Annotated in this window: 13 protein-coding genes, 2 pseudogenes and 1 riboswitch; of the genes and pseudogenes, 8 read left to right on the forward strand and 7 right to left on the reverse strand. The window is 71.9% G+C overall.

Features of this window, described 5'->3' with window-relative positions; genetic code table 11:
* Positions 1 to 21: 21 nt before the first annotated feature.
* Positions 22 to 402: a winged helix-turn-helix transcriptional regulator gene (locus IE212_RS02660; RefSeq protein WP_190195994.1), complete on the reverse strand. Its 381-nt coding sequence runs from the start codon at positions 400 to 402 to the stop codon at positions 22 to 24.
* Positions 403 to 493: 91 nt separating this feature from the next.
* On the opposite strand from IE212_RS02660, the gene IE212_RS02665 reads away from it, so the two are divergent.
* From IE212_RS02665 to IE212_RS02675, 3 genes are all read left to right on the forward strand, one after another.
* Positions 494 to 1348 carry an SDR family oxidoreductase gene (locus IE212_RS02665; protein ID WP_190195995.1) on the forward strand — a complete coding sequence of 285 codons (855 nt, stop codon included), beginning with the start codon at positions 494 to 496 and terminating at the stop codon, positions 1346 to 1348.
* Positions 1349 to 1542: 194 nt separating this feature from the next.
* Complete coding sequence (gene rarD / locus IE212_RS02670; protein ID WP_190196168.1) at positions 1543 to 2493, forward strand: EamA family transporter RarD; 951 nt, start codon at positions 1543 to 1545, stop codon at positions 2491 to 2493.
* A gap of 147 nt (positions 2494 to 2640) precedes the next feature.
* Positions 2641 to 3588: a M28 family metallopeptidase gene (locus IE212_RS02675; RefSeq protein ID WP_190195996.1), complete on the forward strand. Its 948-nt coding sequence runs from the start codon at positions 2641 to 2643 to the stop codon at positions 3586 to 3588.
* A gap of 6 nt (positions 3589 to 3594) precedes the next feature.
* Here IE212_RS02675 and IE212_RS02680 read toward each other — a convergent pair whose 3' ends face one another.
* Complete coding sequence (locus tag IE212_RS02680) at positions 3595 to 4869, reverse strand: tetratricopeptide repeat protein (protein ID WP_190195997.1); 1275 nt, start codon at positions 4867 to 4869, stop codon at positions 3595 to 3597.
* 157 nt (positions 4870 to 5026) lie between these two features.
* Between IE212_RS02680 and IE212_RS02685 the strand changes: the two genes are divergently transcribed.
* From IE212_RS02685 to IE212_RS02695, 3 genes are all read left to right on the forward strand, one after another.
* The gene (locus IE212_RS02685; RefSeq protein WP_190195998.1) at positions 5027 to 5533 is read left to right on the forward strand and encodes a DUF6668 family protein; all 507 of its coding nucleotides are present in this window, start codon (positions 5027 to 5029) and stop codon (positions 5531 to 5533) included.
* Between the two features lie 5 nt (positions 5534 to 5538).
* Positions 5539 to 6774, forward strand: a complete 1236-nt coding sequence (locus tag IE212_RS02690; protein ID WP_190195999.1) for an amidase — start codon at positions 5539 to 5541, stop codon at positions 6772 to 6774.
* An 81-nt stretch (positions 6775 to 6855) separates the two neighbouring features.
* Complete coding sequence (locus IE212_RS02695; protein ID WP_190196000.1) at positions 6856 to 7437, forward strand: flavodoxin family protein; 582 nt, start codon at positions 6856 to 6858, stop codon at positions 7435 to 7437.
* 6 nt (positions 7438 to 7443) lie between these two features.
* On the opposite strand, the pseudogene IE212_RS34770 reads toward IE212_RS02695, so the two are convergent.
* The 4 genes and pseudogenes from IE212_RS34770 to IE212_RS02710 all read right to left on the reverse strand — a co-directional run.
* Positions 7444 to 7581 (reverse strand): annotated as a pseudogene (locus IE212_RS34770) (RNA-guided endonuclease TnpB family protein); the annotation flags it as partial.
* Positions 7563 to 7759: pseudogene (locus tag IE212_RS02700) on the reverse strand (ABC transporter ATP-binding protein); the annotation flags it as partial. The pseudogenes IE212_RS34770 and IE212_RS02700, both read right to left, overlap by 19 nt.
* Positions 7760 to 7801: 42 nt before the next feature.
* The gene (locus IE212_RS02705; RefSeq protein WP_190196001.1) at positions 7802 to 9046 is read right to left on the reverse strand and encodes a LolA family protein; all 1245 of its coding nucleotides are present in this window, start codon (positions 9044 to 9046) and stop codon (positions 7802 to 7804) included.
* Between the two features lie 251 nt (positions 9047 to 9297).
* Positions 9298 to 10308 (reverse strand): polyprenyl synthetase family protein, encoded by a 1011-nt coding sequence (locus IE212_RS02710; protein ID WP_190196002.1) that lies wholly within the window; start codon positions 10306 to 10308, stop codon positions 9298 to 9300.
* A gap of 500 nt (positions 10309 to 10808) precedes the next feature.
* A riboswitch (cyclic di-AMP (ydaO/yuaA leader) is annotated at positions 10809 to 10987 on the forward strand.
* Positions 10988 to 10989: 2 nt separating this feature from the next.
* On the opposite strand from IE212_RS02710, the gene IE212_RS02715 reads away from it, so the two are divergent.
* Positions 10990 to 11745: a transglycosylase SLT domain-containing protein gene (locus tag IE212_RS02715; RefSeq protein WP_190196003.1), complete on the forward strand. Its 756-nt coding sequence runs from the start codon at positions 10990 to 10992 to the stop codon at positions 11743 to 11745.
* Here IE212_RS02715 and IE212_RS02720 read toward each other — a convergent pair.
* A complete protein-coding gene (locus tag IE212_RS02720; RefSeq protein ID WP_190196004.1) occupies positions 11709 to 12557 on the reverse strand; it encodes an HAD family hydrolase in 849 nt (282 codons plus the stop codon). The genes IE212_RS02715 and IE212_RS02720 overlap by 37 nt on opposite strands.
* A gap of 171 nt (positions 12558 to 12728) precedes the next feature.
* On the opposite strand from IE212_RS02720, the gene IE212_RS02725 reads away from it, so the two are divergent.
* Positions 12729 to 13814 (forward strand): GNAT family N-acetyltransferase, encoded by a 1086-nt coding sequence (locus IE212_RS02725; RefSeq protein ID WP_190196005.1) that lies wholly within the window; start codon positions 12729 to 12731, stop codon positions 13812 to 13814.
* The last annotated feature ends 1 nt before the right edge of the window (position 13815 follow it).

Here is a 13815-nt window from a genome sequence, read left to right on the forward strand (position 1 = left end):
ACACGATGAGGCCCGGGACCGCTAGGAGGCGGCCCGGGTCTCGTCGTATGTCCGGCGTGCCTTCTCCACGTCGTCCATGCGGTCGCGCGTCCACTGCGACAGGGCCCGTACCTGCTCGGCGGCCTCCCGGCCGAGGCCGGTGAGGGAGTAGTCGACACGGGGCGGGATCACGGGCTTGGCGTCGCGGTGGACGAGGCCGTCGCGCTCCAGGGTCTGCAGCGTCTGGGTGAGCATCTTCTCGCTGACACCCCGGCCGCCCCACCGGCCGATCGCCCGGCGCAGCTCGCTGAACCGGTACGGGCGGTCCAGCAGCTCGATCAGGACGAGCACACCCCAGCGGCTGGTGACGTGCTCCAGGACCAGCCTGTACGGGCAGAGCGCCTCAGCATCACTTACTCCCATGCCAGTACCTTACTTCAAAGTTGGTACTTTCCAATAGTTAGCGCCTCCCCTAGGGTTAGTGGCATCGCACCCCACAAGGAGAGTCAGTCCCATGAGCATCGTCATCACCGGAGCGACCGGAAACCTCGGCCGTCACGTCGTGGAGCAGCTGCTGGAGAAGGTCCCCGCCGAGCAGATCACCGCGGTCGTCCGCAACGCGGAGAAGGCGGCGGACCTCGCGGAGCGCGGCGTGAAGGTCGCGACGGCCGACTACAACACCCCCGCCTCGTTCGACGGCCTCTTCTCCGCCGGTGACAAGGTGCTGCTGATCTCCGGCAGCGAGGTCGACAAGGGCCGCGTACAGCAGCACAAGGTCGTCATCGACGCCGCGCAGACGGCCGGGGTCGCCCTGCTCGCCTACACCAGCGCCCCGGGCAGCCTGACCGCCGCGCTCGCCGACGACCACCGCGGCACCGAGGAGATCCTGGTGGGCTCCGGCGTGCCCTACACGCTGCTGCGCAACAGCTGGTACCACGAGAACTACACCGAGAACCTCGCCCCGGTGCTGGAGCACAACGCGGTCGTCGCCGCCGCCGGCGAGGGCAGGGTCTCCTCCGCCTCCCGCGCCGACTACGCCGCTGCCGCCGTCACCGTGCTGACCGGCGAGGGGCACGAGAACAAGACGTACGAGCTGGGCGGCGACACGGCGTGGAGCTTCGCCGAGTACGCGGCCGAGCTGAGCCGGCAGACCGGCAGGGAGATCGCGTACAGCCCCGTCTCCGCCGACGCCCTCGTCGGCATCCTGACCGGCGCGGGCCTGCCCGAGCCGTTCGCCCGGATCCTGGCCGGAGTCGACGTCTCCATCGAGAAGGGCGAGCTGGTCGTCTCCACCGGTGACCTGTCCCGCCTGGCAGGCCGTCCCACCACCCCGCTCTCCGAGGCCATCGCCGCCGCACTCAAGGGCTGAGCACCGCCGGCCGGCCCCCTCGACGCCCACCACCCCCGACTGTCATGACCGTATGCCGATACGGACATGACAGCCGGGGGTGCTCGGCGTTACCTTCGTGGTCGCGAACGACATGTGCGGAGGAGGGGCCCGTGACCGGCAAGCCGAAGGCCGAGCGGCGCATAGGACTGCTGAACGGCTTCGCGGCCTACGGGATGTGGGGGCTCGTCCCCCTGTTCTGGCCGCTGCTGAAGCCCTCCGGAGCGGTGGAGATCCTGGCCCACCGGATGGTGTGGTCGCTGGTCTTCGTCGGGGCCGCGCTGCTCGTGCTGCGCCGCTGGGCCTGGGCCGGTGAGCTGCTGCGGCAGCCTCGCAGGCTGGGCCTCATCACGATCGCGGCGACGGTCATCACCATCAACTGGGGCCTGTACATCTGGGCCGTGAACTCCGGGCACGTCGTCGAGGCCTCGCTCGGGTACTTCATCAACCCGCTGGTCACGATCGCGATGGGCGTGCTGCTGCTCAAGGAGCGGCTGCGGCCGGTGCAGTGGGCGGCGGTCGCGACCGGCTGCGCCGCGGTCGTGGTGCTGACGGTCGGCTACGGCCGGCCCCCGTGGATCTCGCTCGCCCTCGCCTTCTCCTTCGCCACGTACGGGCTGGTGAAGAAGAAGGTGAACCTCGGCGGCGTGGAGTCGCTGGCCGCCGAGACCGCGATCCAGTTCCTGCCCGCGCTCGCCTACCTGGCGTGGCTGACCGCTCAGGGCGGGTCCACCTTCACCACCGAGGGCGCGGGGCACGCGGCGCTGCTCGCCTCGGCCGGGATCGTCACCGCGCTGCCGCTGGTCTGCTTCGGCGCCGCCGCCATCCGTGTGCCGCTGTCCACCATCGGCCTGCTCCAGTACCTGACGCCGGTCTTCCAGTTCCTGCTCGGCGTCCTCTACTTCCACGAGGCGATGCCGCCGGAGCGCTGGGCCGGATTCGCACTGGTGTGGCTGGCGCTCGCACTGCTCACCTGGGACGCCCTGCGCACCGCCCGCCGGTCCGTCCGGGTGCTCACCGGCGAGATCGGCGTGCCCGCCACCGGTGCGGCGACCGGCACGCCCGGAACCGGCCGGAACGCCGAGAGCGTCACCACGGAACCGGGACCGGTGGACGCGAGGCAGTAGACCGAGGTCGGCCGAAGCGCCCAACCCGCTGGCCGGATACGCCTCTTGACGGAGAGTCAGTAGCAGCTTCACCATCCAGGCACCCCATTCACTGTGGGCTGCCCGTGGTCACCCCACGGGCTGCCCGAAGGAATTCGGAGCCCCCACATGAAGCTCTCCGTTTCCGCGCGCGCCCTGGCGGCAGCCGGCCTGGCGACCACCATGCTGCTGGCCGGCGGTGCCGTGGCCGACGCCGCGTCCGCTCCCCGAAGATCCGCCGCCGCGCCCGACATCCCCCTGGCGGGCGTCAAGGCCCACCTGTCGCAGCTGCAGTCCATCGCCACCGCCAACGGCGGCAACCGCGCGCACGGCCGGGCCGGTTACAAGGCCTCGCTCGACTACGTCAAGGCCAAGCTGGACGCGGCCGGATACACCACCGCGGTCCAGCAGTTCACCGCCTCCGGCCGCACCGGCTACAACCTGATCGCCGACTGGCCCGGCGGCGACACGAGCCGGGTCGTGATGGCCGGCTCGCACCTCGACAGCGTCTCCTCCGGGCCCGGCATCAACGACAACGGGTCCGGCTCGGCCGCGGTCCTCGAAGCGGCCCTCGCCGTGTCCCGGGCGCAGTACAAGCCCACCAAGCACCTGCGCTTCGCCTGGTGGGGAGCGGAGGAACTCGGCCTCGTCGGCTCCCGCACCTACGTCAACCGCCTCGCCACCGGCGACCGTTCGCGGATCAGCGCCTACCTGAACTTCGACATGATCGGCTCACCGAACGCCGGTTACTTCGTCTACGACGACGACCCGGCGATCGAGAAGACCTTCAAGGAGTACTTCAGCGGCATCGGCGTCCCGACGGAGATCGAGACCGAGGGCGACGGCCGCTCCGACCACGCGCCCTTCAAGAGCGCGGGGGTGCCGGTGGGCGGCCTGTTCACGGGAGCCAGCCGTGCCAAGACGGCGGCCCAGGCGGCCAAGTGGGGCGGTACGGCGGGGCGGGCCTTCGACCGCTGCTACCACTCCTCCTGCGACACCAGCGCCAACATCGACGACACGGCCCTCGACCGCAACAGCGACGCCCTCGCGTACGCGGTGTGGGAGCTGTCGGAGTAGCGGCGGTCACGCGGTACGGGCGCGTTCGGTGAGGCGGCCCATGCGGGCGCGGGCCGACTCCAGCCGTTCGGTCTCCTCGGCGGCGGGGCCGTCCCCGGCGGCGAGGTCCGCCCACAGGCCGATCAGCTCGTGCCCCAACTCCAGCCCCAGCGCCGGGTCACGGACCGCGCGCCATGCGGTGGCCGCGCTCTGCACGTTGCCGTAGGCGGTCTCCGCGTCGCCCGCGCGGTGGTGGGCACCGGCCAGGTCGAGCGACAGGCGGAAGGCGCGGACCGGGTCGCCGGCCAGATAGGCGACGTAGGCGGTGAGTTCCCCGAGCCGGAGCACCTCCGGGTGCTCCGGCCCCAGCGTCCCCGACGCCTGGGCCAGGGTCTGGTCGGCCAGTCCGGCCGCCTCGTCGATCCGGCCCTCCTTGACGGCGTCGCCGATCCGCGCGATCGGCTCCGCGAGGAGGGCCGGTGCCGTGGAGTCGCCCGGGGCACCGATCGGTTCGTCGCCGAGCACCGCCTCCGCGACGGCGTCGAAACCACGGACCGGGGCCGGCTTGGGGTCGGGGTCGGCGGTGAGCAGCTCCGCTTCGGACAGCGGCCCGGGAGCCGGGCGGTGCTTCGGCGCCGGGCCGGCTTCCGGGAGGGGCAGCGGCGGCGCGTCCATGGGCGGAGGCGGGCCGAACCGGCCGGTCGGCGGCAGGACGGTGCCGGATGGTGAGCCCGGGCCCTGGGGCGTGTCTTCGGATGTGGGCTCCGACGGCTCGTCCACGGTTCGCAGCTCGAACGTCGGCACGGAGCCGTCGGCCGGCTGCGGCTCGGGCGCCGCGGCCGGCGGGAAAGCCGAAGGCTCCCCGCGACCCGGCTCCGGAATGGGACGCAGGATGTGCGTGGGCCTGTCGCTCCGCTCGTGCTGTGCCGGGGCGGGTGGCACGGGCCCGGGCGCCCGAGCGGGCGGTTCCGGCACCGCGTCCGTCACGGGCGGTGCCGTACGGACCGGCTCGGCGGTGAAACGGCTGGAGCCGTCCGGGTCGACCTGGAGCGGGACGACGTATCCGATGCGTTCGTCGTGGACCGTGGCGAGTACGGGGTGGCCGGTGGCGAGGGCGATGTGGTGGAGGCGGTTCAGGACGGCCCGCTGGACCTCCTCGCCGGGGGCCGGGAAGACCGGGACGCCACCGACCGACGCCCCGTCGGACCCGCCCCCCACACGGACGTCGATCGGCGCCGCCGGGGTCGCCGCGTGCGCGGCCTGCTGCTGTTCCCGCTTCTTCTCGCGGCTGAGTCGAGACATCGTCCCCTCACTCGGCGTCGTACACCTACGGTCGAGTGTGTCCGCCCGCTCCGGTTTCTCACGTCACCACGGTGTCACAGGCTCGTCCCAAGGGCCGTATGCCCGTGCCATCGTTCCGTACCGCATGAAGATCGGGAACACGAGGGAGGAGAGGTGCATGCGCACAGACATGCGACAGGGGCCGGAGATCTGGATCCGCGGCCCGGTGACCAGCCCGGAGCCGGGGCCGGCGCCGGCATCCGCCCGTACCCACGCCGGGGCACGGCGCTTCTCCTGGGTCGGCACGCACGGCGGCGCGGGCGTCTCCACTCTCGCCGAGGTGTACGGCGGCCACGACAGCGGCCGGGCCTGGCCCGGGGCGGGCGGCCCCCCGTCGGTACTGCTGGTCGCGCGGACGCACGCGGCCGGACTGGACGCGGTCGCCGGCGCGGTGGAGATCTTCCGGCACGGTCAGGCTCCGCCGGGACTCGACCTCGGCGGCGTGGTCCTCGTGGCGGACGCTCCGGGCCGGCTGCCTCGCCCGCTGGCCCAGCGGGTCAAGTCCCTGGAGTCGGCGATCGACGTGTACCGCGTGCCGTGGGTGCCGTCCTGGCGGCTCGGCGAGCTGGGCAACCCGCCGCGCGAGACCGCGGCCCTGGCACGCCTGACGGGAGCGGCGCGCTGACGGCCGTGGCCCTGTCGGCCGGGGAGATCGCGGCGGCGGTACTAGCCCGGGAGCTGCGCGCTGTCGACGTGGTCGCTGCGGCGCTGGACCGGATCGAACGGGCCGACCGGGAGCTGTGCGCGTTCGTCGAGGTGTGGCGTGAGGAGGCGTTGCGGCAGGCGGGCGAGGTGGACGCACGACTTGATCGGGTTGCCGGGGCCGTCCCTCGCGAGAGTGGTGCCGGTGGCTTCGGCGGGGACGGGGCGTTCCCCGGGAATGCCACTCGTACGAGGGATGCCGTGCCTTCCGGGAGAGGCGGCTCGCTGCCGCTGGCCGGCGTTCCCCTCGCGGTGAAGGGGCGGCACGGCCTGCGCGCGGCGGGGCCGTTGCTCGCGGCCGGCTGTGTCGCGGTGGGCGCGACCTCCGTGCCCGGTCCGGGAACGCCCTGGCAGACCTGGGGGCTCGGCGCCCACGGCCGGACGGTCAACCCGTGGCGGGCCGACCGTACGCCGGGCGGCTCGTCGGCCGGGGCGGCGGTGGCGGTGGCGGCCGGGCTGGTGCCGCTGGCGACGGGCGGCGACGGGGCGGGGTCGGTGCGGATCCCGGCGGCGTGGTGCGGGGTGCTCGGCTTGAAGACGACGCGCGGGCGACTGCCCTCCGCCGACCGTACGGGGCTCGCCGTCCCCGGCGTGCTCGCCCGCTCGGCTTCGGACGCGGCGAGCTGGTGGGAGGTGATGGCCCGGGAGGCGGTGGCGGCCCGCACGTCCCTTCCTGTCACCGCCCTCTGGTCGCCCGACCTGGGTTTCGCCGAACCCGACCCGGAGCCCGTAGCTCTCGCCCGGGCGGCGGTGGATCGGCTAGAGGCGGCGGGTGTCGTGCGCCTGGTGCGGCCGCGGGTGCCGCCCCGGCTCGTGGACCCGGGGCCCGCCTGGCTCGCCCTGCGCACACCCGGTGCCGATCTGGCAGATGCCCACCGCGTCCGTGCGGAGAACGACCGGCGGCTGGCCGCGCTGTTCGCCGGTGCCGAGCTGCTGCTGACCCCCACGGCGCCCACCGCACCGCACGGCCACGAGGGGCCGGGCGACCGCTACTCCACCTCGCTCACCTGGGCGTTCAACCTCAGCGGGCATCCGGCACTGAGCCTCCCGGCGGGCTTCGGCGGCGACGGCTGCCCGGCCGGGCTGCAGTTGGTGGCACCGCACGGGCGGGAGGAGTTGCTGCTGGCCGTGGCCCGGGAGGCGGAGGCGCGCGTCGGGAGCTGACCGCCCCCTGGCCAATCTGAATGCACGCGCATATGATGCATGCGCGTGTAATTGACGTGCGCCTATCTTCTGGGGGATCCCATGGCCCGCCGTTTCCTCTTCGTCCTGGGCAGTGCCCGCTCCGACGGCAACACCGGACTGCTGGCCCGCCGGGCCGCCGAGCAACTGCCGCCGGACGTCGAACAGCAGTGGATCGACCTCACGGAGCACCCGATTCCGGATTTCGAGGACCTGCGGCACGACAGCGACCACGTCCGGCCGACCGAGGGCAACCTGGCCCTCCTGCTCGACGCCACCCTCGCCGCCACGGACATCGTGATCGCCTCGCCGCTGTACTGGTACTCGGTCTCCGCGCACACCAAGCGCTACCTGGACCACTGGTCGGGCTGGCTGCGCACACCCGGCCTCGACTTCAAGGCGACCATGGCCGGGCGCACCCTGTGGGGCGTCTCCGCGCTCGCGCACACGGAGCAGGTGGTGGCCGACCCGCTGGTCGGAACGCTCAACAACGCGGCCGCGTACCTGGGGATGCGCTTCGGCGGCGTACTGCTCGGCAACGGCAGCAAGCCCGGTGACGTGCTGAACGACACCGAGGCGCTGGCCCGCGCCAAGACGTTCTTCGAGCAGGAGGCTCCGCTCGCCCGCTTCCCGTACGAGCGGTGAGTGTGCGTGTCCCTCCCTCAGAGGGAGGGGCGATGCCTTGGTGGCGCCGATGGCGGCGTCCGCGGCCTTGCGGGCCATCGTGCTGTTGGAAGGAAACCGGGGCTTGAAGTCCTCCACGGCGATGGCGTCGTGGTCGCGGACCACCTACCGGAGCCGTTGGGGCCGAGGAAACCGAAGACGCTGCCCGCCGGGACGGTCAGGTCCAGACCGTCGACGGCGAACCGCCCGCCGCGTAGCGCCTGGTGAGCCCACGGGTGTCGACGGCCGGTCCCCCGGCCTGCTCGCCCCGCTGCCCCGGCTCCGTGGCGGACGGTTCGCCCATTCGGTTTCCTCGTTCTCTCGGTGCCCCGTGGCGGTGCGGGGGTTACTTCCCGGCGTCCGCCGCCTTCACGAGGGCGTCCTTGGTGACCATGCCCACGTAGACCTTGCCGTCGTCGGTGATCAGCGCGTTGACCAGGCGGGTCGAGAAGACCGTGCCCGAGCCGAACTTGCCGGTGACCTTGTCGCCGAGCGAGTTCACGAAGCCGCCGAGGTCACCGCCGGCCTCCCCGGAGGGCACGCCGCCCTCGCCGCCGGTGTCGAAGGCGGCTATGGCGTTCCAGCCCTCGCCGATGGTCTTCATGCCGTCGAGGCCTTCGAGGCCCCCGCCGAGGTCCTCCTCGGACTTGGCAGCCCGCTTGGGCGCCTTGTCCGTCTTGGCGGGGGCGCCGGCGCGGACGTCGGCGGGGACGTCCTTCTCCTCGGTGACCTTCGCCCCCTTCGGCGGGGTGAAGTCGAAGGTCGAGGCGGCCGGCTTGGCGAAGCTGACCTGGGTGAAGCCCGCGTCGACGACGGCGGCGCCGCCGCTCGCCGGGGTCAGCGTGAACTTCAGCGGCATACCGGTCTTCGCGTCGACGGCCACGGTGACCGCGCCCACCGTCGAGCCGGACTGCTTCGGCTTGATGAGCAGCTTGTAGGCGTCCCGGTCGGCGACCCGGGCGGTGCCGTCCACGGTCACGGAGGTCGTGTCGTCGACGGCCTTCAGGGCCTCTTCGGCGAAGTCCTTCGGCGTGGCGGGCGGTTGGGTCTTCTCGTGCTCCGGGCTGTCGGAGGCGGTGCCGTGGTAGACCTCGTTCGACTTGCTGTCGTAGCCCCAGACGTCCTTGCCGTTGTGGACGATGCTGTACTCCGCGGCGTTCTCCAGCAGCGACAGCTTCTGCCTGTCCGGGCCGTCGGCCGCGACGCGCAGGATGTGCGTGCCGGAGGCCAGTTCGGTCAGCTTGGCCGTCGGGTCGGCGGAGGAACCGCCCTGGTCCGGGCCGGCCGCACCGGACATCAGGCTGCTCTGGAGCCCGCCGAGGTCCGGCAGTCCGAGATCGGTGCTGATCTTCACCGTGCCGGACAGCTGCTGGACGTCCGACTTCCCGATCTTCTCGATCAGCTGCTGCGCGGTGATCTTCGGGAGGTCGGGGTCACCGGAGTCGGCGAGTGCGGGGACCAGGCCGATCATCGCGGCCGCCACCCCCACCACCGTGACCGGGACGACGTACCGCGCGGCTTTGCGCCGGCCGGAGCCCCGCTCGTCGGCCTCCCCGGCGGTCGTGCTGTCGTCGGATGCGTACGGTGCCATGTGTGCCCTACCTCCGTGATCGGCGGCGGCTGTCCGTGTCGTCACGCACTCGTCCCTGAGCCGCCATTCTCACCCGAACAGGTGAGGAGTGGTGTTTTCCGTGGTTTCCATCTGACCAAATCCGCCGGGGAGATACGTCAGACCTCGGGCTCAACTCCGCGTACTGCTGCGGTATGACACAAGACGGCGCCTCCTCCCCCGACCCGTAGGGGTCGTGGGAGGAGGCAGCAGGTCGCAGGGCCCTGTCCGGCCTAACCGGCCCGGTGCACCACGGCGTCGGACAGTTCCACGAGGGCCGCCTTCGCGGCGCACTCCGGCAGGGGCGCCAGGGCCGAGCGGGCGTCCTGGGCATAGCGGACGGTGTCCCGGCGGGCCTGTTCCAGGGCCGGGTGAGCCCGCAGCAGCCGCAGGGCCTCGGCGTGCCGGGCGTCGTCGGTGAGGTCGGAGTCCAGCAGCTCGCACAGGGCGAGGTCGTCCGCGAGCCCGAGCCGGGCCGCCCGCTCGCGCAGCCGCAGCACCGGCAGTGTGGCGATGCCCTCGCGCAGGTCGGTGCCGGGGGTCTTGCCGGACTCGTGGGAGTCGGAGGCGATGTCCAGGACGTCGTCCGCGAGCTGGAAGGCGACGCCGAGCCGCTCGCCGTACTGGGTCAGCACGTCCACGACCGACTCGTCGGCGCCGGACATCATCGCGCCGAACCGGCACGACACCGCCACCAGCGAGCCCGTCTTGCCGCCCAGCACGTCCAGGTAGTGCTCGATGGGGTCCCGGCCGTCCTGCGGTCCGGCGGTCTCCAGGATCTGCCCGGTCACCAGCCGCTCGAACGCCTCGGCCTGCACGCGGACCGCCTCCGGGCCGAGGTCGGCCAGGATGTGCGAGGCGCGGGCGAAGAGGAAGTCGCCGGTGAGGACCGCGACGGAGTTGCCCCAGCGGGTGTTCGCGCTCGCCACTCCGCGGCGCACCGAGGCCTCGTCCATCACGTCGTCGTGGTAGAGCGTTGCGAGGTGGGTCAGCTCCACGACCACGGCCGACGGCACGATCCCGGGTGCGTACCGGTCACCGAACTGGGCGGACAGCATCACGAGCAGCGGACGGAACCGCTTGCCGCCGGCCCGCACCAGGTGCTGGGCGGCCTCCGTGATGAAGGGCACCGCACTCTTGGTGGCCTCGAACAAGCCTTCCTCGACAGCCGCCAACCCGGCCTGGACATCGGCTTCCAGAGCCTGGTCCCGCACGCTCAGCCCGAACGGCCCGACGTCGGTCACGAGGGGTCTCCTGTCTGCTGTGTCTGCCGGTGATCACGCGGTTTGTCGATAGGTCGCTGCCATCACTCAAGTCAGCGTATCCGGTCACGTTTCGATCACCGCCAGCGCCCATGGTTACAGGCCGGGCGGTATCCGATCACGACCTCCATGTTTTCGATCGACCCATAAGAACAGACATTTATCGCCTAACCGGGAGGTAGCCAGATATACACGATTTGCCGTTTTAAGTAAGCAAATCCTCTTGGTGCACATTGCCCCACAGGCTCTTGATCAGTGAGTTCCATCACGTTAACCCCTTTGAGGTGCCACTTCGCCACCGACCTGTACCCCCTTCTCCCGAAAGCCAGTTGAGCCTTGGCTTCCGCAAAGGATCAAGCGGCCCATAACACCCATATCAAGGTCAACAGGCACAGCATGTGACTCCGGTGCTTGTTCCCGGCATGTGCTCTCGCATACGTTCCCGGCCAGTCCGGCGGACGCCGAATCCTGCCACCGCCCGGACTCCCCACACACCGACTCATCCACGCAGGGCAGGAGCGGGGGACCCAGGTACGTCGCCGGTCCGCACAGCGGCACGGCTCGGGGTGAAGCCGCGCACGGCAGCACAGCGCCGTACGCGGCCGGGCACCTCCCGGCCCGAACCCGACAGCTCACCTCGCAGGCGCCGGAGAGGACATCACCATGCCCGGACGAGGCAAGCACCGCCGCGCCAGAAGAACCAACCCGCTGACCCGAGGCGCCGTGGCCGTCGCCACCGGCGGAGCGGCCCTCACCCTCCCGCTCCTCGGGGCCACCCAGGCGAGCGCCGCCCCGCAGGCCGTGCCGCAGGCGAACCAGCCCGCCAAGTCCGTCACGTACACGGTGGCCAAGGGCGACACGCTCTACGGCATCGCGGACAAGTACGACGTCCCGGGCGGCTGGAAGCAGCTCTACAAGGACAACCGCGCCGCCGTCGGCGCCGACCCGAAGCTGATCCACCCGGGTCTGAAGCTGAAGGTGAAGACCACCGGGACCGCCGCGGCGGAGAAGGCGACCAAGTCGTCCGCGCCCGCGAAGCCGGCCGCGAAGCCCGCCGGGGGCGTCGCCCAGGCCACCCAGGCCTCCGCGAAGACCTACGCGAACAACCTCGACGGGTGGATCCGCGAGGCGCTGGACATCATGGCGCAGAACGGCATTCCGGGGTCGTACGACGGCATCTACCGCAACATCATGCGTGAGTCGTCCGGCAACCCCCAGGCGATCAACAACTGGGACTCCAACGCCGCCAAGGGCACCCCGTCCAAGGGCCTGCTCCAGGTGATCGACCCGACCTTCGCCGCCTACCACGTGCCGGGCACCGCCTACGACCCGTTCGACCCGGTCGCCAACATCACGGCGGCCTGCAACTACGCGGCCGACCGCTACGGCTCGATCGACAACGTCAACGGCCCGTACTGAGCCGCCCCGCCCAGCAGTCGCTCGAGGACGACGGCGATGCCGTCGTCCTCGTTCGACAGCGTGACCTCGTCGGCCACGGCCTTCAGTTCGGGATGGGCGTTGGCCATCGCGACACCGTGGGCGGCCCAGTCGAACATCGGGATGTCGTTGGGCATGTCACCAAAGGCGATGGTGTCCGCCGGACGCAGCCCCAGGTGCTCGGCGGCCAGTGCCAGGCCCGTCGCCTTGGTGACACCGCACGGCTGGAGCTCGACCGTGCCCGGCCCCGACATCGTCACGGTCGCCAGTGAGCCGATCACCGAGCGGGCCGTCGCCGCCAGCTCGTCGTCCGTCAGGAAGGGGTGGCGCAGCAGCACCTTGCTGATCGGCTCGCCCCACAGGTCGTCACGCCGGTCGACCCGTACCGCGGGCAGGGTCGGGTGCGGCATGAGGTAGCCCGGCTCGATCAGCGTGAGCCCGTCCACCCCGTCCTGGTCGACCGCCGCGTACACCTGCCCCACCTCGGCCTCGATCTTGCCGAGGGCGGTCTCCGCCAGTTCCCGGTCCAGCGTGATGGACCACAGCAGCCGGTCGGCGCCGGCGTCGTACACCTGCGCGCCCTGTCCGCACACCGCGAGCCCCGTGGTGCCGAGGTCGTCCAGGAGCGGCCGCACTCTCGGCGCCGGGCGGCCGGTCACCACGAGGTGCTCGGCACCGGCGTCCGCCACCCGCCCGAGCGCGGCGAGAGACCGGTCGGAGAGGGTGTCGTCGCCGCGCAGCAGCGTCCCGTCCAGGTCGGTGGCGATGAGTGCGTATGCGAGGGGTGCGGCCATGATCAGAGAATACGGACAGCGCGCCGCTTCGTTTCATCCCACGGCGGTCACCGATTGCCCGGTTGAAGGCGTCTGTACCAGTTGGCAACAGGATGGTCCGCTACCTACCCGAGAGGCCGCCTCGAGCGGTACCTTCCAAGTGTCCAGGGGGGACTTGATCGGGGGGTCGGGTTGAGCAGTGGGCGCATTCGTGTGGCCGGGGCCGGAGAGCTGGGCGAGAGGGAGAGGGAGCGCTGGCGCGCGCTGCGCGCGGCCTCCGTGGCGCCGCGCAACCCTTTCATGGAACCGGAGTTCACCGAAGCGGTGGGCCTGGTGCGGCCACAGGCTCGCGTCGCGGTGGTGTACGAGGGGCTGGAACCGGCCGGTTTCCTGCCCTACGAGCGGGGCCGGCTGGGGCAGGGCCGGGCGATCGGGCTCGGCGTCTCGGACGCGCAGGGCGCGATCCTGCGGCCGGGCCTGGACCTGACCGCGGACGAACTGCTGCGGGCCTGCTCGGTGTCCAGCTTCGCCTTCGACAACCTGGAGGCCGAGCAGCGGCTGTTCGTCCGGTACGCGGCGGAGCGGCACCCCACCTACGTCATCGACGTGGAGAAGGGCTACGACACGTACGAGTCGGTGCTGCGCGCCCAGTCGCCGAAGTTCCTCAAGACCACCCTGGCCAAGGAGCGCAGGCTGGGCCGGCAGGCCGGAGCGCTGCGGTTCGTGTTCGACGAACGCGATCCGGCCGCGCTGCGCACCCTCATGGAGTGGAAGTCGGCGCAGTACCGCAGGACGGGCCGCCGGGACCGGTTCGCGCAGGGGTGGATCACCCGGCTCGTCGGGCACCTGTCCGGGACCCGGGCGCCGGAGTGCAGCGGCACGCTGTCCGTGCTGTACGCGGGTGAACGGCCGGTCGCCGCGCACTTCGGGCTGCGTTCGGCATCGGTTCTGGCCTGCTGGTTCCCGTCCTACGACCCGGAGTTCTCGAAGTACTCGCCGGGGCTGGTGCTGCACCTGCGCATGGCCGAGGCGGCGGCCGCCGAGGGCATCGGCACGCTCGACCTGGGGCGGGGCGCGGCCGAGTACAAGGACGCGCTGAAGACGGGCGAACTGCCCGTGTACGAGGGTGCGGTGACGCGTCCGGGGGCGGGCGCGGCGCTGCACTGGCTGAGCCGCGAGCCGGCGCGCCGCGCGCACAGCTTCGTCCGCGGCAGGCCGCGGCTCGCGTCGCTGGCCGCGCGGGCGCTGAAGGGCGCGGCTCGGCTGCGCCGTGCGTGAC

The sequence above is a fragment of the Streptomyces djakartensis genome, assembly GCF_014651075.1.
Taxonomy (GTDB): domain Bacteria; phylum Actinomycetota; class Actinomycetes; order Streptomycetales; family Streptomycetaceae; genus Streptomyces; species Streptomyces djakartensis.

Excerpts from the sequence above, each read along its gene's own strand:
- IE212_RS02715 (WP_190196003.1), top strand. The coding sequence starts at position 10,990 with ATGCCCGGACGAGGCAAGCACCGCCGCGCCAGAAGAACCAACCCGCTG.
- IE212_RS02660 (WP_190195994.1), bottom strand. The coding sequence starts at position 402 with ATGGGAGTAAGTGATGCTGAGGCGCTCTGCCCGTACAGGCTGGTCCTG.
- IE212_RS02685 (WP_190195998.1), top strand. The coding sequence starts at position 5,027 with ATGCGCACAGACATGCGACAGGGGCCGGAGATCTGGATCCGCGGCCCG.
- IE212_RS02695 (WP_190196000.1), top strand. The coding sequence starts at position 6,856 with ATGGCCCGCCGTTTCCTCTTCGTCCTGGGCAGTGCCCGCTCCGACGGC.
- IE212_RS02675 (WP_190195996.1), top strand. The coding sequence starts at position 2,641 with ATGAAGCTCTCCGTTTCCGCGCGCGCCCTGGCGGCAGCCGGCCTGGCG.
- IE212_RS02665 (WP_190195995.1), top strand. The coding sequence starts at position 494 with ATGAGCATCGTCATCACCGGAGCGACCGGAAACCTCGGCCGTCACGTC.
- rarD (WP_190196168.1), top strand. The coding sequence starts at position 1,543 with ATGTGGGGGCTCGTCCCCCTGTTCTGGCCGCTGCTGAAGCCCTCCGGA.
- IE212_RS02705 (WP_190196001.1), bottom strand. The coding sequence starts at position 9,046 with ATGGCACCGTACGCATCCGACGACAGCACGACCGCCGGGGAGGCCGAC.
- IE212_RS02720 (WP_190196004.1), bottom strand. The coding sequence starts at position 12,557 with ATGGCCGCACCCCTCGCATACGCACTCATCGCCACCGACCTGGACGGG.
- IE212_RS02680 (WP_190195997.1), bottom strand. The coding sequence starts at position 4,869 with ATGTCTCGACTCAGCCGCGAGAAGAAGCGGGAACAGCAGCAGGCCGCG.